Annotated in this window: 14 protein-coding genes; 10 read left to right on the top strand and 4 right to left on the bottom strand. The window is 75.1% G+C overall.

Annotated features, from left to right (window positions below; translation table 11 throughout):
- Positions 1-99 precede the first annotated feature (99 nt).
- The 3 genes from ACZ56B_RS16850 to ACZ56B_RS16840 all read left to right on the top strand — a co-directional run bounded on the left by ACZ56B_RS16850 (position 100) and on the right by ACZ56B_RS16840 (position 5,249).
- Positions 100-1,398, top strand: a complete 1,299-nt coding sequence (locus ACZ56B_RS16850; protein WP_468790541.1) for a ribonuclease D — start codon at positions 100-102, stop codon at positions 1,396-1,398.
- 507 nt (positions 1,399-1,905) lie between these two features.
- Positions 1,906-3,123 (top strand): thiolase family protein, encoded by a 1,218-nt coding sequence (locus ACZ56B_RS16845; RefSeq protein WP_468790540.1) that lies wholly within the window; start codon positions 1,906-1,908, stop codon positions 3,121-3,123.
- Entirely contained in the window at positions 3,120-5,249 is a 2,130-nt protein-coding gene (locus tag ACZ56B_RS16840; protein ID WP_468790539.1) for a 3-hydroxyacyl-CoA dehydrogenase NAD-binding domain-containing protein, read from the top strand. The genes ACZ56B_RS16845 and ACZ56B_RS16840 overlap by 4 nt, the downstream gene beginning before the upstream one ends.
- Before the next feature lie 133 nt (positions 5,250-5,382).
- On the opposite strand, the gene ACZ56B_RS16835 is transcribed toward ACZ56B_RS16840, so the two are convergent.
- Positions 5,383-6,417 (bottom strand): PLL family lectin, encoded by a 1,035-nt coding sequence (locus tag ACZ56B_RS16835; RefSeq protein WP_468790538.1) that lies wholly within the window; start codon positions 6,415-6,417, stop codon positions 5,383-5,385.
- A gap of 79 nt (positions 6,418-6,496) precedes the next feature.
- Between ACZ56B_RS16835 and ACZ56B_RS16830 the strand changes: the two genes are divergently transcribed.
- Complete coding sequence (locus ACZ56B_RS16830; protein ID WP_468790537.1) at positions 6,497-6,868, top strand: PIN domain-containing protein; 372 nt, start codon at positions 6,497-6,499, stop codon at positions 6,866-6,868.
- A 57-nt stretch (positions 6,869-6,925) separates the two neighbouring features.
- Here ACZ56B_RS16830 and ACZ56B_RS16825 read toward each other — a convergent pair whose 3' ends face one another.
- A complete protein-coding gene (locus ACZ56B_RS16825; protein WP_468790623.1) occupies positions 6,926-14,296 on the bottom strand; it encodes an SDR family NAD(P)-dependent oxidoreductase in 7,371 nt (2,456 codons plus the stop codon).
- Positions 14,297-14,458: 162 nt separating this feature from the next.
- Here ACZ56B_RS16825 and ACZ56B_RS16820 point away from each other — a divergent pair, with 162 nt between their 5' ends.
- Genes ACZ56B_RS16820 through ACZ56B_RS16795 form a run of 6 tightly spaced genes read left to right on the top strand, consistent with a single transcriptional unit; the run spans position 14,459 to position 20,621 of the window.
- Positions 14,459-15,481: a 3-oxoacyl-ACP synthase III family protein gene (locus ACZ56B_RS16820; RefSeq protein ID WP_468790536.1), complete on the top strand. Its 1,023-nt coding sequence runs from the start codon at positions 14,459-14,461 to the stop codon at positions 15,479-15,481.
- On the top strand, positions 15,478-16,419 hold the full coding sequence (locus tag ACZ56B_RS16815; protein ID WP_468790535.1) for an alpha/beta fold hydrolase: 942 nt from the start codon (positions 15,478-15,480) through the stop codon (positions 16,417-16,419). Before ACZ56B_RS16820 ends, ACZ56B_RS16815 begins: the two co-directional genes overlap by 4 nt.
- On the top strand, positions 16,416-17,993 hold the full coding sequence (locus ACZ56B_RS16810) for an AMP-binding protein (RefSeq protein ID WP_468790534.1): 1,578 nt from the start codon (positions 16,416-16,418) through the stop codon (positions 17,991-17,993). The genes ACZ56B_RS16815 and ACZ56B_RS16810 overlap by 4 nt, the downstream gene beginning before the upstream one ends.
- The gene (locus ACZ56B_RS16805) at positions 17,990-18,991 is read left to right on the top strand and encodes an NAD-dependent epimerase/dehydratase family protein (RefSeq protein ID WP_468790533.1); all 1,002 of its coding nucleotides are present in this window, start codon (positions 17,990-17,992) and stop codon (positions 18,989-18,991) included. The genes ACZ56B_RS16810 and ACZ56B_RS16805 overlap by 4 nt, the downstream gene beginning before the upstream one ends.
- A gap of 8 nt (positions 18,992-18,999) precedes the next feature.
- Positions 19,000-19,260, top strand: coding sequence for an acyl carrier protein (locus tag ACZ56B_RS16800; protein ID WP_468790532.1), 261 nt, complete (start codon positions 19,000-19,002; stop codon positions 19,258-19,260).
- The gene (locus ACZ56B_RS16795) at positions 19,257-20,621 is read left to right on the top strand and encodes a beta-ketoacyl-[acyl-carrier-protein] synthase family protein (protein ID WP_468790531.1); all 1,365 of its coding nucleotides are present in this window, start codon (positions 19,257-19,259) and stop codon (positions 20,619-20,621) included. Before ACZ56B_RS16800 ends, ACZ56B_RS16795 begins: the two co-directional genes overlap by 4 nt.
- Before the next feature lie 67 nt (positions 20,622-20,688).
- Here ACZ56B_RS16795 and ACZ56B_RS16790 read toward each other — a convergent pair whose 3' ends face one another.
- Both ACZ56B_RS16790 and dxs read right to left on the bottom strand, forming a co-directional pair.
- On the bottom strand, positions 20,689-22,212 hold the full coding sequence (locus tag ACZ56B_RS16790; protein ID WP_468790530.1) for an amino acid permease: 1,524 nt from the start codon (positions 22,210-22,212) through the stop codon (positions 20,689-20,691).
- A gap of 151 nt (positions 22,213-22,363) precedes the next feature.
- On the bottom strand, positions 22,364-24,295 hold the full coding sequence (dxs, locus tag ACZ56B_RS16785) for a 1-deoxy-D-xylulose-5-phosphate synthase (RefSeq protein WP_468790622.1): 1,932 nt from the start codon (positions 24,293-24,295) through the stop codon (positions 22,364-22,366).
- Positions 24,296-24,529: the final 234 nt, after the last annotated feature.

The raw sequence follows: 24,529 nt of genomic DNA, 5'->3' as shown, positions 1-24,529 counted from the left end.
CCCCCCCCCCCCCCCTCCCTCCCCCCCCCCCCCCCCCCCCCCCCCCCCCCCCCCCTCCCCCTCCCCCCCCCCCCTTCGCGGCACGGATACTCTTGACATGTGACCGACGCCCACGACACCGCAGCAGACAGCTCACTGCGAACCACCGGAGGCGCCCCTCCGGACGACGGCGGATCTTCTGCTACGGAGGCGCCGATCCCCTTGCTCGAACCGCGCGAGGGCATTCCGCCCGTGATCGCGGACGAGGCCGCCCTCGCCGAGGCGGTCGCCGCCTTCGCCGCGGGCACCGGCCCCGTCGCCGTGGACGCCGAACGCGCCTCCGGCTACCGCTACGGCCAGCGCGCCTACCTCGTCCAGCTGCGCCGCCAGGGCGCCGGGACCGCGCTGATCGACCCCGTCGCCTGCCCCGACCTGTCCGCCCTGGGCGAGGCGCTGTCCGGCGCCGAGTGGGTGCTGCACGCCGCCACCCAGGACCTGCCCTGCCTGCGCGAGACGGGGATGGTGCCGACGCGGTTGTTCGACACCGAGCTGGCCGGCCGGCTGGCCGGGTTCCCGCGGGTCGGCCTCGGCGCCATGGTCGAGAACGTGCTCGGCTACGCGCTGGAGAAGGGCCACTCCGCCGTCGACTGGTCCACCCGCCCGCTGCCCGAGCCCTGGCTGCGCTACGCCGCCCTCGACGTCGAGCTCCTGGTCGACCTGCGGGACGCCCTGGAGAAGGAGCTGGACCGGCAGGGCAAGCTGGAGTGGGCCCGGCAGGAGTTCGACGCGATCGCCTCGGCCCCGCCGCCGGAGCCCCGCAAGGACCCCTGGCGGCGCACCTCCGGCATGCACAAGGTGCGCCGGCGCCGGCAGCTGGCCGTCGTACGGGAGCTGTGGCAGACCCGCGACCGGATCGCCCGGCGCCGGGACGTCTCCCCCGGCAAGGTGCTCCCGGACGCGGCCATCGTGGAGGCCGCGCTCGCCCTGCCGGCCGACACCCACGCCCTGGCCGCGCTGAACGGCTTCGGGCAGCGCGCGGGACGGCGCCAGCTGGAGCAGTGGCAGGCGGCCGTCGACCGGGCCAGGGCGCTGAGCGAGTCCCAGCTGCCCCAGTCCGGCCAGCCGGTGACCGGCCCCCCGCCGCCGCGCGCGTGGGCCGACAAGGACCCGGCGGCCGCCGCCCGGCTCTCCGCGGCCCGGGCCGGGATCGGCGCGCTCGCCGAACGGCTGAACATGCCGCAGGAGAACCTGATCACCCCGGACACGGTGCGCCGGGTGTGCTGGGAGCCGCCGAGGCCGGCCGACGCCCGGTCGGTCGCCGCCGCGCTGGCGGGGTACGGGGCGCGGGCCTGGCAGGTGGAGCAGGTGACGCCGGTGCTGGTCGCCGCGCTGGCCTCCGGCGACGAGCAGGGGGCCTAGGAGGTGCCGCCCGGATCCTGCCGCGGGTCGCGGGGTCCGGCACGCACTCCCCCGAACTCTCGGCTTCGCCCGAGCAGGGGGACCCCCATGGCGTCGACTCCCTCCTCCGCCGTGCGGCTGCACGCACCGGACCCCGCTCGGCCCGGCCGCCAGGCGCCGTTTCCCGGAGCCGGCCTGCTCCGGACGACACTCCCTGGTCCGGCGGCGGGCGGCGCCTGCCCGGCACCCCCGCGACGCGCACGGCCGGCGCGGGCGCGGCGCGGGCGCCGTCCGGGGTGATCGCCGGGGAGGAACCCGGCTCGCACCCGGCGCCGGCCCCGGTCCGCGCCCCGCGCGGCTCGGCGGCTCCGCCGGGGGCGTGACGCCGAAGGAGTGACGCCGGGGTGTGACCTTCACCGCTTGGGGCGGGGGGACTGGGCTGCTACGTTACCCACAAGTAGCATGGGCTCTGAGCGCGCGCTCAGCGCAACGCAGCAGTGCCATCCCGCACCCTGGAGGAGAGCCATCGTGCCTCGTACCGTCAGGGACGTCGTCTTCGTCGACGGCGTCCGCACCCCGTTCGGCAAGGCGGGCCCGAAGGGCATCTACCACGAGACCCGTGCCGACGACCTCGTCGTGAAGGCGATCCGGGAGCTGCTGCGCCGCAACCCGGGTCTCGACCCCAAGAAGATCGACGAGGTCGCCATCGCCGCGACCACGCAGATCGGCGACCAGGGCCTGACCATCGGCCGCACGGCCGGCATCCTCGCGGGCCTGCCCACCTCGGTCCCGGGCTACTCCATCGACCGCATGTGCGCGGGCGCCCTGACCGCCGTCACCACGGTGGCCGGCTCCGTCGCCTTCGGCGCGTACGACGTCGCCATCGCGGGCGGTGTCGAGCACATGGGCCGCCACCCGATGGGCGAGGGCGTCGACCCGAACCCGCGCTTCGTCTCCGAGAAGCTGGTCGACGAGTCCGCCCTGTTCATGGGCATGACCGCGGAGAACCTGCACGACCGCTACCCGACCATCACCAAGCAGCGCGCCGACGAGTACGCGGTGCGCTCGCAGGAGAAGGCCGCCAAGGCGTACGCCAACGGCAAGATCCAGGCCGACCTGGTGCCGGTCTCGGTGCGCCGCACCAACCCCGAGGGCGGCGAGACCGGCTGGGGCCTGGTCACCGCCGACGAGCCGATGCGCCCGGGCACCACCCTGGAGAACCTGGCGAACCTCAAGACGCCGTTCCGGGTCCACGGCCGGGTCACCGCCGGCAACGCGGCCGGTCTGAACGACGGCGCCACCGCCTCGGTCATCGCCTCCGAGGACTTCGCCCGCGAGAACGGGCTGCCGGTCAAGATGCGCCTGGTCTCCTACGCCTTCGCCGGCGTGGAGCCCGAGGTCATGGGCTACGGCCCGATCCCGGCCACGGAGAAGGCGCTCGCGCAGGCGGGCCTGTCCATCTCCGACATCGGCCTGTTCGAGATCAACGAGGCCTTCGCCGTCCAGGTCCTCGCCTTCCTGGAGCACTACGGCATCGCCGACGACGACGCGCGCGTCAACCAGTACGGCGGCGCCATCGCCTTCGGGCACCCGCTGGCCTCCTCCGGCGTCCGGCTGATGACGCAGCTGGCCCGCCAGTTCGAGGAGCAGCCACAGGTCCGCTACGGCCTCACCACCATGTGCGTCGGCTTCGGCATGGGCGCGACGGTCATCTGGGAGAACCCGCACTTCGAGGGGGACAAGTGAGCACCACCGCAGAGCTTCTGAAGGGTGCGGCCGAGCTGTTCCCGGGCGAGGTCGTCACGCAGGCGCACGTACGCCACTTCGACCTCCCGCTGGGCGCCGGGCGCTTCGCCCTGATCACCCTCGACAACGGTCACGACCACACCAAGCCGACCACGCTGGGCCCGCAGTCGCTGGCGAACATCGACGCCGCGATCGACCGGGTCGAGAAGGAGGCCGCGGACGGCGAGATCGTCGGCGTCGGCGTCACCGGCAAGCCGTTCATCTTCGCCGTCGGCGCCGACCTCAAGGGCGTCGAGCTGCTCAAGCGGCACGAGGACGCACTCGCCATCGGCAAGGGCGGCCACGACGTCTTCAAGCGGCTGTCGAAGCTGGCCGTGCCGACCTTCGCGTACTACAACGGCGCCGCCATGGGCGGTGGCGTCGAGATCGGGCTGCACTGCACCTACCGCACGGTGTCCGCGGCCCTCCCGGCGTTCTCGCTGCCCGAGGTCTTCCTCGGCCTGGTCCCCGGCTGGGGCGGCTGCACCCTGCTGCCGAACCTGATCGGCGCCGACAAGGCCGTCTCGGTGATCATCGAGAACAGCCTCAACCAGAACAAGCAGCTCAAGGGCGAGCAGGTCTACGAGCTCGGCATCGCGGACGCGATCTTCGAGGGCGCGGACTTCCTGGAGCAGTCGCTGACCTGGACCGCGGCCGTCCTCAAGGGCGAGATCGGGATCGAGCGCCCGGTGATCGACCGCGGTGAGGCCTGGGACCAGGCCGTCGCCAGGGGCCGCTCCATCGCCGACTCCAAGGTGCACGGCGCCGCCCCGGCCGCCTACCGCGCCCTGGACATCATCGCCGCCGCCAGGAACGGCGACCTCCAGCAGGGCTACGACGCCGAGGACCAGGCGCTCGCCGACCTGATCATGGGCGGCGAGCTGCGCTCCGGCATCTACGCCTTCAACCTGGTGCAGAAGCGCGGCAAGCGTCCCGCCGGCGCCCCGGACAAGAGCCTGGCCCGCCCGGTCACCAAGGTCGGCGTCGTCGGCGCCGGCCTGATGGCCTCCCAGCTCGCGCTGCTGTTCCTGCGCCGCCTGGAGGTGCCGGTCGTGCTGACCGACATCGACCAGGAGCGCGTCGACAAGGGCGTCGGTTACGTCCACGCCGAGATCGACAAGCTGCTCGGCAAGGGCCGCATCAACCAGGACAAGGCCAACCGCCTCAAGGCGCTGGTCTCCGGTGTGCTGGACAAGGCCGAGGGCTTCGCGGACGCCGACTTCGTCATCGAGGCGGTCTTCGAGGAGATGGGCGTCAAGCAGAAGGTGTTCGCCGAGGTCGAGGCGGTCGCCCCGGCGCACGCGATCCTCGCCACCAACACCTCCTCGCTGTCGGTGACGGAGATGGCGTCGAAGCTGAAGCACCCCGAGCGGGTCGTCGGCTTCCACTTCTTCAACCCGGTCGCCGTCCTGCCGCTGCTCGAGATCGTCCGCGGCGAGCAGACCGACGACGCCTCGCTGGCCACGGCGTTCGGCGTCGCCAAGAAGCTGAGGAAGACCGCGGTGCTGGTGAAGGACGCCCCGGCGTTCGTCGTGAACCGCATCCTGACCCGCTTCATGGGCGAGATCCAGAACGTGATCGACGAGGGCACCCCGGTCGAGGTCGCCGAGCGGGCGGTCGAGCCGCTCGGTCTGCCGATGTCGCCGCTGGTCCTGCTGGAGCTGGTCGGCCCGGCCATCGGCCTGCACGTCTCGGAGACGCTGAACAAGGCGTTCCCGGACCGCTTCACGGTCTCCCCGAACCTCAAGCGGGTCGTCGAGGCGGGCAAGCGCGGCTTCTACGTCCACGACAGCGGCAAGCCCGAGCTGGACCCCGAGGTCGCCGCGCTGCTGGAGCAGGGCGACACCGTCCTCACCGAGGAGCAGGTGCGGGCGCGGGTGCTGGACGCGGTGGCCCAGGAGATCGGGCTGATGCTCGACGAGGGCGTCGTCGCCGAGGCCCAGGACATCGACCTGTGCCTGATCACCGGTGCCGGCTGGCCCTTCCACCTGGGCGGCATCACGCCGTACCTGGACCGTGAGGGCGTCTCCGAGCGGGTGAACGGCAAGCGGTTCCTGGAGCCCGGGGTGGCTTCGGTCCCGGCGTAACTCCCCGGCCACCACGGCCCCGCGCCTCCCGTCCGCCCCCGTCGCTCTCCGCAGCGGCGGGGGCGGACGCGTGCCCGGGTCCCTTTCCGGCCCGTGCCCGGGTCCCTTCCCCGGACGGCTCCGCGGGAGCCCCTCAGACCTCCCGCCAGGCCCGCAGGGCGAGCCCCGGTTCGTCCTTGCGGCGGGTGAGCAGCAGCGCGCCGGTGGACGGGGAGAGGGCGGCCGCGACGACCTCCCCGTGCTCGTCCAGGGCCACGGACACCGCGGCGCCGGTCGGCAGCGGGGGGCCCGACTCGGTCCACCAGGCGCCGGCCGCCTCCCGCTCGGTGGGATACGCGGCGAAGGCGGCGCGGCCGCTCGCCGACCGCTGGGCGAGCACCGTGCAGTCGTGCCCCTCGATGACGCAGCGCACGGCGGAGACCGGGCCCGGCCCGGCCGCGGGGAGCAGGGTCGCCGGCCGGCCGTCCGGGGCACCGGGCCGCCAGGCGCACAGCCCCTCGCTCTCGTCGGTGAAGAAGAGGGTGGTGTGCTCGGCGGAGGTGGCCAGCGCGCTCAGGGTGCCCGGCCGGACGGGCGCGTCCACGCGCCCGGTCCGCACCGGCGGCCCGCCGGGCTCCTCCTGACGCCAGTGCAGGAGCCCTCCCGGGACGGCCGCGTACAGTTCGACCAGGCCCGACTCCCCCGTCACGGCCGCGAGTCCGTCCCGGACGTCCTCCCCCTCGGACCCCTCGAGGTGCCGCCACGGGTTCCAGCCGCCCTTCTCCTTCTGCGCCAGCAGGCTCACCCCGCCGCCCCGGTTGCGGACGAAGACGTGGGCGCGCCCCCGGTCGTCGACGGCGACCGCCGGCGGTCCGGTGCGGTCGCCCTTCTTGTCGGGGTGACCGACCGGGGTCCAGTCCAGGGGGGAGAGCCGCGGGCGGAAGTGGGTGGAGTGCACCAGGCCGGACTCGCCGGTCACCGTGGGCCGCCAGGCGACGAGATGGGCGTAGCCGTCGGCGCCCTGGCCGACGGCTACGCCCGGGTGCAGTCTCTGGGGACCGCCGATCCTGCGCGGCGCCTCCCACGGGCCGCCGGGGGCGAGTTCCGCACGGCACAGGACGGCGTCGTCCGACGGCAGGTAGACGGTGAGGCGGCCGTCGCGGCCGCACAGGAGCCAGTCGCCGTTCACCGTTTCACCCTACGCAAGCGGACCGGCCGGCGACGGGCCGGGCCCCTGCTCACCGGCCGTTCCGTGGGACCCTGGCCGGATGAACGACACCGCCGCCCTGCTCGTGATCGTCGACGCCGCGAACGTCGTCGGGTCGGTGCCCGACGGCTGGTGGCGGGACCGCCGGGGCGCCGCGGAACGCCTGCGCGACCGGCTGGCGTCGGACGGCCTGCCCGGCCGCGACGGCCCGGTGGAGGTCGTCCTGGTGGTCGAGGGCGCGGCCCGCGGGGTGGAACCGGTGCCGGGCGTCCGGGTGGAGTCCGCCCCGGGCAGCGGCGACGACCACGTGGTCGCCCTGGTGGCCGGGGCCGGCGACCGCCCCGTCCTGGTCGTCACCGCCGACCGCGGACTGCGCCGCAGGGTGGCGGCCCTGGGGGCGGACGTCACCGGCCCGCGGTCCGTGCCCCGCTGAGACCCGCGGCCCCGCCGGCCGTACCGGGGACCCGGTGCGGCCGGCGCCCGCCTCCGCCTACTCCAGCTCGCCGGTGGTGGCCGGGTCCAGTCGCTGGTGGACCAGGCGGGCGAAGTGGGCCAGGGTGCGTCCGGTGGCCAGGTCGGCCGGTGAGAGGCGGACGCCGAGGAGGTCCCTCGCCTGGACCAGGAACTGCATGCCCAGCAGCGAGTCCAGTCCGAAGTCGGTGACGTTGCGCGCGGGGTCCAGGTCGGCCGGATCGGTCTGCAGGACGCCCGCGAGGAGCTGGGTGAGGGTGTCGGTGATCCTGTGCACCGCCTCGTCCGCCGGAAGGCCCGCCAGCATCCGCAGGAGTTCGTCGCGGGCGTCCGGGGAGGCCGCGGAGGACGACGGGGCCAGGGGGGCGAACCGGGGAGCGGCCAGGGCGGGCAGCAGGTGGCGCGCGGCTCCCCAGCGGTAGCGGCCCGCTCCGGCGACGTCGGCGCCGGCGGCCAGGAGGCGGTCGGTGGCGGCCAGGACCTCGTCGGGGGTGAGGAGTTCGAGGCCGCGCTCGGTCATGGCGGTTCCCATGCCGCTGCGGGCGACGTAGCCGGTCTGGCCGACCGGCCCCCAGGCCAGCGCCGTGCCCGGCCGGCCGGCGGCGCGCCGGGCCCGGGCGAGGGCCTCCAGGTAGGCGTTGGCCGCCGCGTAGGCGGCCTGCCCCGGGTTGCCGATGCCCGCGGAGACGGAGGAGTGGGCGAGGAACAGGTCCAGGTCGCGGTCGGCGGTGAGGCGGTCCAGCAGGGCAGCGCCCGCCGCCTTGGGCGCCAGTACGGCGGCGAACCGGTCGTCGGTGAGGTCGGACAGCGCCGCGTCGTCCATGTGCATCGCCGCGTGCACGACGCCGCGCAGGGGGTGCCCGCCGGCGTCCACGGCCTCGATGACCCGACGCACCGCGGCTTCCTCGGTGACGTCGGCGGCGTGGGCGGTGGCGTGCACGCCGCGGTCGGCGAGTTCCCGGAGCAGGGCGGGTGCCTCGGGGGCGTCGGGTCCGCGACGGGAGAGCAGGGCCAGGTGCCGGGCCCCGCGGTCGGCCAGCCGGCGGGCGGTGGCGGCCCCGAGCCCGCTCAGTCCGCCGGTGACCAGGTAGGTGCCCCCGCCGTCCAGGCGGGGGGTTCCGGGTGCGGGTTCCACCGGGACGGGTTCGTCCAGGGGGTCGAAGGTGACGACGACCTTCCCGGTGTGCCGGGAGTGCTGCAGCAGGTGGAAGGCCTCCTCGACCCGGGCGGCGGGGTAGACCGTGTGGGGCAGGGGCCGGTAGGTGCCGGATGCGGCCTCCGCCTCGAAGTCCTCCAGGAGGCGGGAGCTCAGCTCCGGGGAGTCGACGACGGCGTCGAGGTTGAACCCGATGAACGTGAGGCTGCGGTCGAAGGGGCGCAGTGTGATCGGGTTGTTGAGGAAGATGTCCTTCTTGCCGAGTTCGACGAAGCGGCCGTTGGGGCGCAGGAGGTCGAGTCCCCGGGCGATGGCCTCGCCGCTGAGGGAGTTCACCACGACGTCCACGCCCCGGCCGCCGGTCAGCTCCCGCACGCGGGGGACGAAGTCCAGGCTGCGGGAGTCGAGCACGTGCGCGACGCCGAGCGTGCGCAGCAGGTCCCGCTTGGTCTCCGTGCCGGCGGTGGCGATGACGCGGGCGCCCTGGCGGCGGGCGCACTGCAGGACGGCCAGGCCCACCGCGCCGGCTCCGCCGTGCACCAGCACGGTCTCCCCGGGGGCGAGGCGGGCCTGGTTGACCAGGGTCTGGTGGACGGTCAGGAAGGCGACGGGGAAGGTCGCCGCTTCCGTGAAGTCCAGCCCGTCGGGGATGCGGACGACGGCGGCGGCGGGGGTCGCGGCGTGGGAGGCGAGGGCGGCGGGCACGAGGCCGCAGACCCGGTCGCCCGGCTTCAGGTCCCGCACCCCCTCTCCCACGGCGCGCACGACGCCGGCGCCGTCGGTGCCCAGTCCGCGGCCGAGGGGGCTGTTCTCCACCGCTTCGGGCGGCAGCAGGCCGTTGGCCCGCATGGGGTCGCGGTAGTTCAGGGCCACGGCCCGCATCTCGACGGCCACCTCGCCCGGCCCGGGTTCGGGCATGTCCGTCCGCCGCCAGACCAGCCGCCGGCGCAGGCCGGGGTCGCGGGCCTCCAGGAGGAACGGCGCGCCGGCGGGGACGCCGGGGGGCTCGTCCGCCGGGTGCTGGACGTGCCGGGGGACGAACCGGCCCCGGGCGGTCAGGACGACCTCGTCCTCCCGGGCGTTCCGGTCGTCGTCGCCGGGGGCGAGGAGCTCGCCGGCCAGACGGCGGGCGTCGGCGCCGGCGTCACCGGTGCGGTGGCACGACAGGCGCCGCAGGGACAGGTCGGGACGCTCGTTGGCGAGGGTGCGGCAGGCCGCCCAGACGGCCGCATCCACCGGGTGCGCCGGCTGCTCCGGGGCCGGGAACAGGCCGGTCGGGCGCGTGACGAGCCAGATCCGGGGGCGCGCGGCGCCCTCCAGGCCGTCGCAGGCGGCGGCCAGGGAGCGCAGGAGGGCCGCGCGGCGGGTGGTCCGGGTGACGGTCTCGTGCGGGCCGGGTTCGGCGAGCAGCAGGACGACGTGCGGATCGGGCCCGGTGGGCAGGGACCCGCTCCAGACGGCGGCCTCGTCCGGTGCGGTGACGACGGCGGCCTTCCCCAGGTGTGCGGCCAGCGCCCGCGCGGTCGCCGTCTCGGTGTCGTCCTCGACGGCGATCACCCAGGCGGTGCCGGGAGCCGCCCGCAGCGGCTCGGGGTTCGGTCCGCGGCCGTGGTCCGCCGCGGCGAGGAGGACGGAACGGTCCTCGGGCCCGGTCTGCGCCACTCCGGAGAAGCCGCACTGCCGCAGCAGCGGTGCCCACCGGTCGCGGGGAAGGACGCGGCAGGCGGGGCGCAGCGTGTGGTCGCCGCGCTCCCAGAAGTCGTTCAGCGTGCCGGACAGCAGGGCCTGGAGCGGGGCGTGGTGCGGTTCGGTGGCCAGCAGGTGCCCGCCGGGGGCCAGGACGGCGTGCAGCCGACGCAGGGTCGCGGCCAGGTCGGTGGTGGCGTGCAGGGCGTCGCCCGCGAGGACCAGGTCGAAACCGCCTCGGGGCAGGCCCTGGCCGATCAGGTCGGCGTCCGGGTCCAGGGTGCGGTGGTCGACGAAGTCGTAGGCGGCGAAACGGTGTTCGGCGCGGGTGAGTACGCTGCCGTGGGCGGCCGCGCAGGTGTAGCGGGTCCGGTCGGCCGGCAGCACGGGCAGGGCCGCGGCCGTCAGGGCGGTGGTGGTCGCACCGACCTCCAGGACGCGCAGCGGACGGTCGGCGGGCCAGCGGGCGACGATGTCACCGAGCAGCGCCTGCACGGCGCGGTGGGCGAAGCGGTGGGCCGGGCCGGTCTCGTGGAGCTGCTCGTGGAGGCTGTCCCCGGCCGGCAGGAGTTCACGCGCGTCGGTGCGTCCCCGCACCACGTCGGGCAGCCGGCGCAGGTGCCGGTTGAGGAGCAGCGTCTCGGCGCCGTACCCGGGGTGGTCCTCGATCAGGCCGCGCAGCAGCGCCCCGGCCCGGATCTCCGCGCCGGTCAGCTGCCAGGCCTCCCCCGCCGGCCGGGCGAGGCCGTGCTCGGCCAGCAGCGGCAGCATCAGCCGCACCAGCCGGCGGTGCCGGGGCTGCAGGCCCCCGGCTACCAGGTCGTCCATCGAGAACGGGGCCGCGGGGTCGGTGAGCAGACCGCGCAGCGTCCGGGCCCAGCAGTGGGCGCCCACCTGCTCGGCGGCGGTGGTGAACCGGCGGTGGCCGCCGTCGTCCAGGGCGGCGCGCGCGGCGGCGATGCGCGGCCCGGCGGCGCGCGCCACCTCGGTGGGCTCGGGGAGCGGGGAGGGCGGGGCGGGGGTCCCCCGGTGGGGGGCGGCCCTCAGGACGGTGCGCTGGACGGTCAGCGGGGTGCGCTCGGCCAGGTGGCCGCGGCGGGTGCGGCAGCCGTCGATCTCGGCGGTGACCGTGCCGTCCTCGTCGGCGTAGGTGATGTCCCAGCACATCTCGTTGGCGCTGCGGCTGCGGCGGCGCAGGTGCACGACGCCGGTGGGCGCGGGGGTGCGCCACACGCGTACGGAGCCGAACACGGTCGGCAGGAACGCGGCGGACTCCGCCCCGGCGAGGGCCACGGTGGCCTGCAGCGGCGCGTCGATCAGGACCGGGTGGGCGGTGTAGGCGTCGGCGGCGTGCTCCAGCCGGTAGCCGACCAGCACCTCGCCGTCGCCGGCGTCGATGCGGTCGATGAGCTGGAAGTCCGGCCCGCAGTTCAGACCGATGCCGTGGCACGTCCGGTAGAAGTCCGGGCCGTCGACGCGCCGGTCGCAGCGTGCCCGGAGCGCGTCGACGTCGAGCGGGTCCGGTGCCGTGCCGAGCAGGGTGCGGACCTGGGCGCGCACGACGGGCAGGCACTCCCCGCCGTGCTCCTCGCGGACGCTGATGGTCAGGGCGCCGTCGTCGGGGGTGACCGCGGTCTGCAGGGCGACCGGTGTCGGGTCCGGCCACGGCACGGACAGCGGGCGGCCGATCTCCAGGTGCCGTACCTCCACCGGGCGGTCCAGGGCCCGCCGGCCGGCGCTCAGGGCCATCTCCACGTAGGCGGCGGCCGGCATGAGGACGTCGTCCCCGATCCTGTGGTCGCCCAGCCAGGGCACCAGTTGCGGTTCGACGGTGCCGTGCCACACGGGGTGCGGGGCGGGCATCCGCTCGCCCACCAGGGGGTGGTCCAGCAGGCCGCTGCCGCTGGTGCCCGCCACCCGGTCGTGCGCGGTGCCGTGCCAGTACCGTTCGCGCTGCCACGCGTAGGCGGGCAGGTCGACCACCCGGCCGGGGCGGGGGAAGTGGTGCCGCCAGTCGGTCGCGGTGTCGGCGGCGAGCGCGGCGGCGACGGCCGCCGCGGTCTCGCGGGGGCCGTCCCCGTCGCGGTGCAGGGTGGCGACGCAGGCGGCGCCGGTGCGGCGCAGATAGGGGCGCAGCACCGGGTGCGGGCCGATCTCGACCACGACGCCGGCGTGTTCGGCGGCGAGGTGGGCGGCGGCCTCGGCGAACCGGACGGGCTCGCGGACGTTGCGCCACCAGTACTCGGCGTCGAGTTCCGGCCCGTCCAGCGGGGTGCCGGTGACGGTGGAGACGAACGGGATCCGGGCCGGGGCGGGTTCGAGCCCGTCGAGCGCGTCGAGCAGCGGTTGCCTGACGGGGTCCATGGCCCGGCTGTGGAAGGCGTAGTCGAGGTCCAGTTCGCGGAAGAAGACGCCGCGGCCGGTCAGTTCGGCCCCCCAGTCCGCCAGTGCGTCGGCGTCCCCGGCGACGGTCACGTCGCTCCCGCTGTTGACCCCCGCGATCTCCAGTGCGCCGTGGTGACGGAGCAGTTCCTCCCGGGCCCGTTCCTCGGACAGGCCGACGGCGGCCATGCGGCCCCGACCCGCCGTGGCGCCCTGGGTGCGGCTGCGCTCGGCGATCACCCGCGCCGCCTGTTCCAGGGTCAGGACCCCGGCGGCGTGGGCGGCGGCGACCTCGCCGACGCTGTGTCCGGCCACCGCCCGGGGGCGCACGCCGTACGAGGCCAGCAGCGCGGTCAGGCCCACCTGCACGGCGAACAGGGCGGGCTGGGCCACCTCGGTGCGCCGCCACCTTCCCGGGGACGGGTGGGCCAGTTCCTTGGCCACCGACCAGCCCAGGCGGGGCGCCAGGGCCGCGTCGGCCTCCTCGACGGCCCGGCGGAAGGCCGGTTCGCCCTCCAGCAGGTCGGCGGCCATGCCCGGCCACTGGGAGGCGTTGCCGGAGAACACGAACGCGGTCCCGTCCCGCTCGCCCGTGCGCACCACGGCTCCGCGGGCGGGTTCCGCGGCCGCCAGCCGGTCCAGCTGCCGGGCGGCGTCCTGCGGGTCGGCGGCCAGTACGGCGGCGCGGTGCGGGTGCGCGGTGCGCCGTACGGTGCTGGTGTGGGCCAGGTCGTAGAAGTCCCCGGGCTCCGTCTCCCGCAGCCGCTCCGCCAGGCGGGCGGCCATCTGCTCCAGCGCCCTGGGGGACCGTGCGGAGACGACCAGCGGCAGCGGGCGCCCGTCCGGCACCGGGCTCGGTCCGGACCGCCGGGGGGCGGGGGGCGGGGTGACGACGGCGTGGGCGTTGGCCCCGCCGAAGCCGAAGGAGCTCACGCCCACGGCGGCCCTCTCCCCCGGGTCCAGCGGGACGGGGGCGACGGCGGGGGCCAGGCCCAGACCGTCGAAGTCGATCCGGGGGTTGAGGGGGAGGGCGTGCAGGGACGCCGGCACCAGCCGGTGGCGCAGCACCAGGATCGCCTTGAGCAGGCCCGCCATCCCGGAGGCGGGCTCCAGGTGGCCGAGGTTCGTCTTCACCGAGCCGATGGGCAGCGGGCCCCCGCGGCGGCGCCGGCCCAGCGCCCGGCCGATGGCCTCGGCCTCCGCCGGGTCGCCCACCTGGGTGCCGGTGCCGTGGGCCTCGACGTAGACCAGGTCGTCCGCGTCGATCCCGGCCTCCGCGTGGACCGCGCGCAGCAGCGCCTCCTGCGTCTCGGCGCTGGGCACGATCATGCCGGTGCTGCGGCCGTCGGTGTTGTTGCCGGTGGCGGCCAGCACGGCGTGGACGCGGTCGCCGTCCGCCACCGCGTCCGCGAGGCGCTTGAGGACGAGCACCGCGCCGCCCTCCGCGCGGACGAAGCCGTCGGCGTCGGCGGAGAACGCCGCGCAGCGTCCGCGTCGCGACAGCATGCCCGCGTACGAGAACCCGGCGAAGGGGTACGGGGTGGACAGCACGTTGACGCCGCCGGCCAGGGCGACGCGGCCGGCGCCCTCGTGCAGGGTGCGGCAGGCGCGGTCCAGGGCGACCAGGGCGGAGGAGCAGGCCGTGTCGACGGCCATGCTCGGCCCGCGCAGGTCGAAGGCGTACGAGATCCGGTTCGCCGTGATGGACAGGGTGGCGCCGGGCATGGTGTGCGGGCTCGTGTGGTCCTGCATCATCATCATGCTGGTGCCGTAGCCGACGTCGGAGACGCCCACGTACACGCAGGTGTCCGAACCGGCCAGCGACTCGGCGGGGATGGCCGCGTCGTCCAGTGCCTCGGCGGCCATCTCCAGCAGCAGCCGCTGCTGCGGGTCGACGTGCCGGGCCTCCGCGGGGGACATGCCGAAGTAGGCCGCGTCGAACGAGGCGACGTCCTCGAGGAAGCCGCCGGCGGCGGTGTAGCTGCGGCCGGGCCGCACGGTCCCCGGGTCGACCGTCCGGTCGCGGGGCAGCCGGTCGGCGGGCATCTCGCCGACCACGTCCCGCCCGTCGCGCAGCACGGACCACAGTCCGTCCAGGTCCGTGATGCCGCCGGGGAGCCGGCAGCCGACGCCCACCACCGCCACGGCCCGCTCGATTCGATGCATCGCCAAGTCCCCCGTCTCCGCAGACCGGTTGAAAGTCTTCCGGTGCGGATTGAAAGGGGGTGAGGGGCGAGAAATCCACTGCGCATCACTCGTTGGGGTGGAGATCGTCGTACAAACGGCATTCCGGCCCGCCGACGGCCGTGACGCCGCTACGGTGACGCGGTGCCCGAAGCCCTCCGTGCCCGTATCGCAGCCGTTTCCGCCCATCTGCCGTCCCGTTACCGGACCTTGGACGAGATCCGCGTCAGGATCGCCGGGACCGGTGGCTACGCTCCGCCGCCCGGTCTGCTGGAGGATCTCACCGGAGTGCGCGGGGTCCACGTGCACGAGGACGGCGAGAACGCCTCCGACCTCGCCGTGGCGGCCGCCCGCAGCGCGCTCGACGAGGCGGACCTGAGGATCGGCGACATCGACCTGCTGCTGTTCGCCTCGACCTCGCAGGACCTGATCGAACCCGCCACGGCCCACCTCGTGGCCGCGAAACTGGGCGCCTCCTGCCCGGTGTTCGACGTCAAGAACGCCTGCAACAGCGTCCTCAACGCCATGGAGGTGGCCACGTCGTTCATCGAGACCGGCCGCTACCGCACGGTCCTCATCGCCTGCGGTGAACCCGCCACCCTGGCCACCCGCTGGCACCTCCCCGACCGGCAGGCCCTGCTGAGGGCCCTGCCCGGTTACACCGCCTCCGACGCCGGTGCCGCGATGGTGCTCACCGCCGGCCCCGCGGGCGAACGCGACCCCGGCGTCCTGGCCCTGCGGTTCGCCAGCAACTCCGCCGCCTGGGAGGCCTGCACCGTGGCCGGCGGGGGAACCATGCACCACCTCTCCGTGCACGACGACCACACCACGCTGCGGCTGAACGGGGACCTGCGCCAGGGGGCGCTCGACGCGGTCCCCCGGATCCTGGCCGCCGCCGGCGAAGAGCTCGAGACGGTGCGCACCAGTGCCTTCGTCGCCTTCCACCAGATCGCCATGCCGCAGTACCGCGAGATGCTCGAACTGTTCTCCCTGCCCGAGGACCGGTGCATGCCCGCGGTGGCCGAGCACGGGAACTGCGCGGCGGCCTCCCTCCCCCTGCAACTGGTCAAGGCGCGCGAGGCCGACCGCATCGAGAGCGGGGACCTGGTGGCGATGATCGGTCTGGCCAGCGGTTTCAGCTTCGGCCTGGCCCTCGTCCGGTGGTGACCGCACGCGCCGGGCACGCCCCGGTCCCGGATCCCGCTTCCCTGGAGCGGCTGCTGCCGGACTACCCCGCGCCCCGGCACTGGCGGCGCGTGCCGGTCACCGGACAGCACTATCTCGACCTCGGCTCCGGGCGGCCGGTGCTGTTCCTGCACGGCAACCCGTCGTGGAGCTACGTCTGGCGCAAGCTGCTGCACCGGCTCTCCCCGCACGCCCGCTGCCTGGCCCCCGACCTGCCGGGCTTCGGACTGTCCCGGCACCTGCGGCCGGCGGACGGGGTCCCCGACCCCTACGAGGCCCAGCTGGAGAACCTGGACATCCTCCACCGCCACCTGGTGCGCGACGCGGGCCTGCCCGAGCGGGGCTGGACGTTCGTCCTGCACGACTGGGGCGGCCCGCTCGGCACCGCCTGGGCGCTGCGCCGTCCGGGCGTGGTGGCCCGGCTGGTCGTCTGCAACACCGTGGCCTTCCCCTTCCCGGACGGCTTCCGGCTGCCGTTCTACCTGCGCTGGATCCGTGACCACCGGCCGGTCGCCGAACTCGTCCACCTCACCAACGCGTTCGCCCGCGTCGCCGTGCGCGCCGGGGTCCACCGCCCACTGCTCCCGGCCGAGCGGCGGGCCTATCTGCGGCCCTGTGCCCGCCGCTCGGAGCGCCGGGCGGTCACCGACGCCGTCCGCGCGATCCCCCGCGACCCCGCGGACCCGGTGTGGCGGCTGCTCGAACCCCCCGGTGCCGGGGCCGGCCTGTCGGAACTCCCCCTGCTCATCGGCTGGGGCATGCGCGATCCCGTCTTCACCCCGCTCCTGCTGGAGGAGTGGGTCCGGCGCTTCCCCCGTGCCGCCGTCCACCGCTTCCCCGACGCCGGCCACTTCGTGATGGAGGACGCCGCCGCCGAACTGAGCCGCCTCATCCGCGACTTCCTCCAGGAGTCCCCATGACCGTGACCGTTCCCGGCATCGCCGCGCACCTGGCCGACCGGCCCGACGCCCTCGCCCTCGTCCAGTGCCGCAAGGGGACCTCCCGGCGGATCAGCCGCGGCGAGCTGGTGCGGAGCTGCCACCACATCGCGCGGGCCCTGCGGGACGCCGGTGTGCGGCCCGGCCACAAGGCCGTCGTGATGACCCGGGACGCCCACGACCTCACCGCCGTCTCGTACGCCCTCGTCGCCCTCGGCGCCGTCCCCGTCCTGATCGAGCCGCGCGCCGAGGTCGGGCGCTGCCTCGAGGACGTCGCCCCGGACGTCTTCATCGGCGAACCCCTGGCCCACCTCGGGCGCCGGACCCTGGGGTGGGGCCGTCCGCACGTCCGGATCCCCCTGGTCACGGGTCCCGCGCCGCTCCTTGTGGGACAGCGGCTGGCCACCCGGGCACCGGCCGGCGGCCTCCCGCCCCTGCGGGTGCGGGAGACCGACGGCGACGAGCTGGCCATGATCGCCTTCACGTCCGGCTCCACCGGGCGGCCCAAGGGCGCGGAGTACCGCCACGCCACCCTGGCCGGACAGCTCGACGCGCTGACGGCACTGATCGGCCCCCGGCCCGACGACGTGCTCCTCGCCGGATTCCTGCCGGTCGCGCTGCTCGGTCCGCTGCTGGGCCTGGCCACCGTCGCCCCGGCCGTGAACCACCTGGCCCCGGCCCGCACCCCGCCGGAGGAACTCGTCGGGCCGGTCCTGGAGCACGGGGCGAGCGTCGTCCTGGCCTCGCCCGCCGTCCTCACCCTGATCGCCCGTCACTGCGGCCGCCGCGGGATCACCCTGCCCTCCGTCCGGCAGGTCCTGTCCTTCGGCGCCCCGCTGCGCACCGGTCTCGCCGACGCCCTGCGCGACGTCGTGCCGGACGACGCCGAGATCCTCAGCGTGTACGGCGCCACGGAGTGCCTGCCCGTCTCCGCGATCGGCGACCACGAGCTGCGGGCCGCACGGATCCGGCCGCCCGACGGGCACGCCGGCACCTGCCTGGGCCGGCCGCTGCCCGGCGTCCGCGCCCGGATCCTGGACGCCGACGCCACCGGGCTCGGTGAGATCGCCGTCGCCGGTCCCGCCGTCAGCCCCGCCTATCACGCGCATCCCGACGCCGACGCCGCCGCCAAGAGCGCCACCGACCACGGTGTGCTGCACCGCACCGGGGACCTCGGCCGGCTCGACGACGAGGGCCGGCTGTGGTTCCTCGGCCGCAGGGCCCACCTGGTCACCGGCACCGGCTTCACCCTGACCACCGAGGACATCGAGGCCACGGCGGACGCCGCCCCCGGCGTCCGGCGCACCGCCCTGGTCGGCGTCGGCACGGCCGTGTGCCAACTGCCCGTGCTGTGCGTGGAGCCCCTGCCCGCCACACCCCGCGCCACCGTCCTGGCAGCCGTCCGCGCCGCCCTGGAGGGCCATCCGGAAGGCCACCGCGTCGGCGCCCTGCTGATCCGCTCCGGCTATCCCACCGACCCCCGGCACAACTCCAAGATCGACCGCATGCGCCTGGCCGGCTGGGCCGCCAGGCGCCTGCGCGGGAGGGTCCGGTGAAGGTACTGGTCACCGGGGGGAGCGGCTTCCTCGGCCTGGAGATCTGCCGGCGACTGAGCGCACGCGGCGACGCCGTCTCCTCCCTGGGCCGCCGCCCCAGCACCGCGCTGGAACGGCTGGGCGTCCGCCAGCACCTGGGCGACCTCGCCGACACGGCCGCGGTCTCGCGTGCCGTCGCCGGCTGCGACGCCGTGATCCACAACGCCGCCCTGGCCGGGGTCAGCGGCCCGCCGCGGCCCTACTGGAGGACCAACGTCGTCGGCACCCGCCACGTGATCGAGCAGTGCCGCGCCCACGGGGTGCGCACGCTCCTGTACACCTCGACCGCCAGCGTCGTCTTCCGGCCCGGCGGCCTGGAGGGCGTCACCGAGGAGCTGCCCTTCTCCCTCCACCACCTGGCCGCCTACCCCGCCACCAAGGCGCGCGCCGAGGCGCTGGTGCTGGCCGCGCACGGCCCGGAGCTGGCCACCGTCTCGCTGCGCCCGCACATCGTCTGGGGGCCGGGCGACCCTCATTTCGCCCCCGCCCTCGCCCGCACCGTACGGGCCGGCCTGCTGCCGATGCCCGGCGACGGCGGCAACCTCGTCGACACCACCCACGTCCGCACCGCCGCCCACGCCCACCTGCTCGCCCTGGACCGCCTGCGGCGGTCACCGGCGGCGGGCGGCCGGGCCTACTTCATCGGCCAGGGCGACCCGCGTCCCCTGCGCGAGATCGTCCGGCACTTCCTGCGGGCCGCCGGCATCGACGCCCGCTGGTGCGCCGTCCCGCCCCGGCTCGCCACCGCCGGGGCCGCGATCAGCGACACGCTCCTGCGCGCGGTCCGCAGCCCCCGCACCCACGCCCTGAGCCGCTTCCTGGTCGCGGAACTACTGCATCCGCACCACTTCGACCTCACCGCGGCACGCCGCGACCTGGGCTTCGAGCCACCGATCGGATTCGAGGCGGGCATCGCGGAGCTCACCCGCTCCGCCTCCTCCTCCCCGGACCACAGCTAGGACACCCCATGCCGGACACCTACGACACCCTCCGCTCCGTCCTGACCGACGCCTTCCGCGTCCCCGAGGACGAGATCCGACCCGAACTCACCCTGGAGCAACTGGACCTGGACTCCCTGGCCCTGACGGAGCTGACGCTCATCCTCCACGAACGCCTCGGGGTGAGGGTCAGCGGCGAGCACGCCTCCCGCGGCACGACCCTCGCCGAGGTCGTCGCCCACCTCGACGCCCTGCGCGCGGGCGGCACGGGGGCGGTGACCTCCTCGTGACCGGGCCCGTCGCCGTCACCGGCCTCGGCCTGATCACCCCCGCCGGGGAGGACGCCGACGCCACCTGGGAGGCGGGGGGGGGGGGGGGGGGGGGGGGGGGGGGGGGGGGGGAGGGGGGGGGGGGGGGGGGTGTGTGTGGTTATTTTTTTTTCTCTTCCCCCCCCTCCCCGACCAGGGGAACCACCCCCCCCCCCCCCCCTCCCCCTCCCCCCCCCCCCCCCCCCCCCCCCCCCCCCCCCCCCGACCCGACGCTGGCCGGCCTGCCCGTGGACTTCTCCTGCCGCGTCCCCCTCTCCCGCGACGACCTGGACCGCCGTGTCGGGCGCACCGCCTGGCGCATGTCCCGCAACGCCGTACTGGCGGTGCTCGCCGCCCGCGAGGCGGTGCACGACGCCGGCCTCGATCCCCGGACGTGGGACGGCGACCGGGTCGCCGCCGTCATCGGCTGCGGGCTGGGCGCGGACGCGGTGCGCGAGGAGCAGGCCAGGCGCCTGGAGGAACGGGGCGCCGACATGGTCTCCGCGCTCACCGTCCCCCAGATCGTCCCGAACATGGCGGCCGGAGAGGTCTCCATCGACCTCGGGGCGCGGGGCCCCGGCCTCGCCCCGGCCACCGCCTGCGCCTCCGGCGCCACCGCCGTCGCCGTGGCCCGCGACCTCCTCGCCTCCGGCCGGTGCGACATCGCGGTGGCCGGGGCCACCGAAGCCGCCGTCACCCCGCTGGCGGCCACCGCCTTCTGGCGCATGGGCACCCTGTCCGGGCGCACCGGCGCGGTCACCGCCGCGTCCCGGCCCTTCGCCGCCGACCGCGACGGCTTCGTCCTGGCGGAGGGCGCCGGCGTCCTCGTCCTGGAGCGGGCCGGGGACGCGGCCGCCCGCGGTGCGCGCGTCCGCGCGCGGCTCGTGGGCTGCGGCAGCACCTCGGACGCCCACCACCCCACCACGCCCGCTCCGGACGCCCGGGGCGCGGAGGCGGCCCTGCGCACCGCCCTGGCGGACGCGGGCCTGGCCCCGCACGACGTCGACCACGTCAACGCCCACGGCACCTCCACCCCCCTCAACGACGCCGGCGAGGCGGCCCTGATCGCCCGGGTGCTGCCGCACCGCCCCAGCGTCACCGCGCCCAAGGGCGTGCTCGGCCACGGCCTGGGCTCGGCGGGTGCCGTCGAGGCGGCCCTGACCGTGCTCACCCTCCAGCACGGCACGGTGCCGCCGATCGCGAACCTGGACGCCCCGGCACCCGGGTTCACGATCGACTGCGTCACCGGGGAGCCCCGCCGGCAGGACGTCCGCGTCGCCGTCAGCCACTCCTTCGGCTTCGGCGGTCACAACGTCGTCCTCGTGCTGGCCAGGGCCTCCTGACCGGCATCGCGGCCCGGACGGAAAGACCCCGCGGTCCGGGCGGGGCCGTCGGTCCGGGCCCGTCGGTTCAGGGGGAGCCCGGGCCGGACGGCTCGAGCGGCTCCCCGGGCCTCGTCGCCGCGCCGCGGGACAGGCGGCTGTGCTTGCGGCTGTAGAGGAAGTAGACGACGAAGCCCAGGGCCATCCAGACGGCGAACCGGACCCAGGTCTCGGCGGGCAGGTTCAGCATCAGCCACAGCGACGCGGCGATCGACACGATCGGCAGGAGCGGCACCAGCGGGGCCCGGAAGGCCCGGGGCAGGTCGGGGCGGGTCCGGCGGAGGATGATCACGCTGATCGCCACCACCACGAAGGCGAACAGGGTGCCGATGTTCACCAGGGCGGCGAGCTCGTTCAGCGGGGTGAAGCCCGCGAGGACCGCGATGGCGACGCCGAGCAGGACGGTCGGCCGGTACGGGGTCTTGAACCGGGGGTGGACCCGGGAGAAGAACCGGGGCAGCAGTCCGTCGCGGCTCATCGCGAAGAACACCCGGGTCTGGCCGAGCAGCAGGATCATGCAGACGGTCGTCAGGCCGACGGCGGCGCCGAAGCTGATGAAGCCCGCGAACCAGGGGTGCCCGGTGGCCTTGAAGGCGTCCGCGAGCGGGGCGTCCACGGACAGGTCCCGGTAGTTCTGCATGCCGGTGACGACCAGGGACACGGCGACGTACAGCACGGTGCAGATGAACAGGGAGCCGAGGATGCCGCGGGGCATGTCGCGCTGCGGGTTCCTGGTCTCCTCGGCGGCGGTGGCGACGATGTCGAACCCGATGAACGCGAAGAAGACGACCGAGGCGGCGGTGAAGATGCCCATCACGCCGAAGTTGGCCGGCGCCCAGCCGAACACCAGCTGGATGAGGGGGGCGTCGAGGTTGTCGCCCGCGGGCACGGGCTGCGGGCTCGGGACGAAGGGGACGTAGTTGTCGGCGGTGATGAAGAAGGCGCCCGCGACGATCACGACGAGGACGACGGTCACCTTGATGGCGACGACGATCGAGGTGACCCGGGCGGACAGCTTCATGCCGAGGACGAGGATGCCGGTGAGCACCAGCACCAGGGCGGCGGCGAGGACGTCGAACCCGAAGCCCTCGGCGCCGTCCCGGGTGCCGAGGGCGGCGGGCAGCTGCCAGCCCGCGTTGTCCAGCAGCGAGTGGATGTAGCCGGACCAGCCGACGGCCACCACCGCCGTGCCGAGCGCGAACTCCAGGACCAGGTCCCAGCCGATGATCCACGCGGGCAGCTCGCCGAGGGAGGCGTACGAGAAGGTGTAGGCGGAGCCCGCCACCGGGACGGTGGAGGCGAACTCGGCGTAGCAGAGCGCGGCGAGCGCGCAGACGACACCGGCCACCGCGAAGGACAGGGCCGTGGCGGGGCCGGCGTTGTTCTTGGCGACCGTACCGGTGAGGACGAAGATGCCGGTGCCGATGATGACGCCGACGCCGAAGACGGTCAGGTCCAGTGCGGACAGGGACTTCTTGAGAGCGTGCTCCGGTTCCTCGGTGTCGAGGATGGACTGCTCGACGTTCTTCGTCCGGAAGAGGGGGCTGGTCACGGGTACCTCCCACGCTTGTCGTCCCCGGCATCACCGAGAGGGGCGCAGGTCTCACGCCCCGGTATGGGAACCCTCACGCGGACGGGCCGCCCGCGCCACTCCTCACAGTGGCACGGGCGGCCCGTCCGGGCGACGCGTGGGCGTCGGGGGGTCAGTCGCGGGCCGGCTCCACCGTGTCGACCGTGTCGGCGGAGGAGCGCTCGTACCTTCCGTCGAGCTTGGCCACCAGGCCGGTGACCTGGCGGGCGATGTCGGGGGCGGTGAGCCCGATCTCGGCCAGGACCTCGGCGCGGGAGGCGTGGTCGAGGAAGCGCGGCGGGATGCCGAAGTCGCGCAGCGGCATGTCGACGCCGGCGTCGCGCAGGGCCTGGGCGATCGCGGAGCCGACGCCGCCGACGCGGGAGTTGTCCTCGACGGTGACGACCACCCGGTGCTTCCCGGCGAGCGGGGCCATGGCCTCGTCGACGGGCTTGACCCAGCGGGGGTCGACGACGGTGGTGGAGATGCCCTGCCGGTCGAGGAGGGCGGCGGCCTCCAGGCACATCGGGGCGAGGGCGCCCACGGAGACCAGCAGCACGTCGGGGGTGTCGGTGCCGGGCTCGCGCAGCACGTCCATGCCGCCGACGCGGCCCACGGCGGGCACGGCGGGGCCGACGGCGCCCTTGGAGAAGCGCACGACGGTCGGGGCGTCCTCGACGGCGACGGCCTCGCGCAGCTGGGCGCGGACCTGGTCGGCGTCGCGCGGGGCGGCCAGGCGCAGCCCGGGGACCACCTGGAGGATCGACATGTCCCACATGCCGTTGTGGGAGGCGCCGTCGGTGCCGGTGATGCCGGCCCGGTCGAGGACGAACGTCACGCCGCACTTGTGCAGGGCCACGTCCATCAGCACCTGGTCGAAGGCGCGGTTGAGGAAGGTGGCGTACACGGCGAAGACGGGGTGCACGCCCGCGTGGGCCAGGCCGGCCGCGGAGACGGCGCCGTGCTGCTCGGCGATGCCGACGTCGTAGACCCGCTCGGGGAAGCGCTTGGCGAACTTGTCGAGGCCGACCGGCTGGAGCATCGCGGCGGTGATGGCGACGATGTCCTCGCGCTCCTCGCCGAGCCGGACCATCTCCTCGCCGAAGACGGAGGTCCAGTCGGCGCCGGAGCTGGCGATCGGCAGGCCCGTGTCGGGGTGGATCTTGCCGACGGCGTGGAAGCGGTCGGCCTCGTCCGCCAGGGCGGGCTGGTAGCCGCGGCCCTTCTCGGTGAGGCAGTGCACGATCACCGGGCCGCCGAAGCGCTTGGCGCGGGCCAGGGCGGACTCCAGGGCCTCGATGTCGTGGCCGTCGATGGGGCCGACGTACTTCAGGCCCAGGTCCTCGAACATGCCCTGCGGGGCGATGAAGTCCTTCAGGCCCTTCTTGGCGCCGTGCAGGGTGTCGTAGAGGGGGCGGCCGACGACCGGGGTGCGCTCCAGGAGGTCCTTGGTGCGGGTCAGGAAGCGCTCGTAGCCGTCGGTGGTGCGCAGGGTCGCCAGGTGGTTGGCGAGGCCGCCGATGGTGGGCGAGTAGGAGCGCTCGTTGTCGTTGACGACGATGACGAGCGGGCGGTCCTTGGCGTCGGCGATGTTGTTCAGCGCCTCCCAGGCCATGCCGCCGGTCAGCGCGCCGTCGCCGATGACCGCGACGACGTGGCTGTCGCGTCGCGTCAGCTGGTTGGCCTTGGCGATGCCGTCGGCCCAGCCGAGGACGGTGGAGGCGTGGCTGTTCTCGATGACGTCGTGCTCGGACTCGGCCTGCGAGGGGTAGCCGGACAGGCCGCCCTTCATCTTCAGCCGGGAGAAGTCCTGCCGTCCGGTCAGCAGTTTGTGCACGTAGGACTGGTGACCGGTGTCCCACAGCACCTTGTCCCTGGGGGACTCGAAGACCCGGTGCAGGGCGATGGTGAGCTCCACCACACCGAGGTTGGGGCCGAGGTGGCCGCCGGTCTTGGAGACCGCCTCGACGAGGAAGGTCCGGATCTCCTCGGCCAGCTGGTTCAGCTCCTCCAGGCTGAGCCGGTCCAGATCGCGCGGTCCCCTGATGCGGGTCAGCAGCGGCACCCGTGCCTCCTTGCAGTAAGAGCTGATCGAGCTGTTGCCGGGCGGGTCGAGTCTAATGTTCCCCTCCCGCGGGCGGTGCCCGGGCGGTGCGTCGTGCGTCACGCGTTCCGCAGTACCCGGGATCGCCCGTCCCACGACACGGCCGTGGGGGGGGGGGGGGGGGGGGGGGGGGGGGGGGGAGGGGGGGGGGGGGGGGGGGGGGGTGGGGGTAATGGCGGTCTGCTTTTTTGGGGT

Source organism: Streptomyces sp. NPDC034670 (genome assembly GCF_055574875.1).
The sequence above is the reverse complement of the archived record's forward strand: the minus strand, read 5'-3'. Positions and strand labels throughout refer to the sequence as shown.

Bases quoted from the DNA above. Each gene is read 5' to 3' on its own strand.
- ACZ56B_RS16830 (WP_468790537.1), top strand. From the start codon at position 6,497: ATGAACGACACCGCCGCCCTGCTCGTGATCGTCGACGCCGCGAACGTC.
- ACZ56B_RS16825 (WP_468790623.1), bottom strand. From the start codon at position 14,296: ATGCATCGAATCGAGCGGGCCGTGGCGGTGGTGGGCGTCGGCTGCCGG.
- ACZ56B_RS16810 (WP_468790534.1), top strand. From the start codon at position 16,416: ATGACCGTGACCGTTCCCGGCATCGCCGCGCACCTGGCCGACCGGCCC.
- ACZ56B_RS16800 (WP_468790532.1), top strand. From the start codon at position 19,000: ATGCCGGACACCTACGACACCCTCCGCTCCGTCCTGACCGACGCCTTC.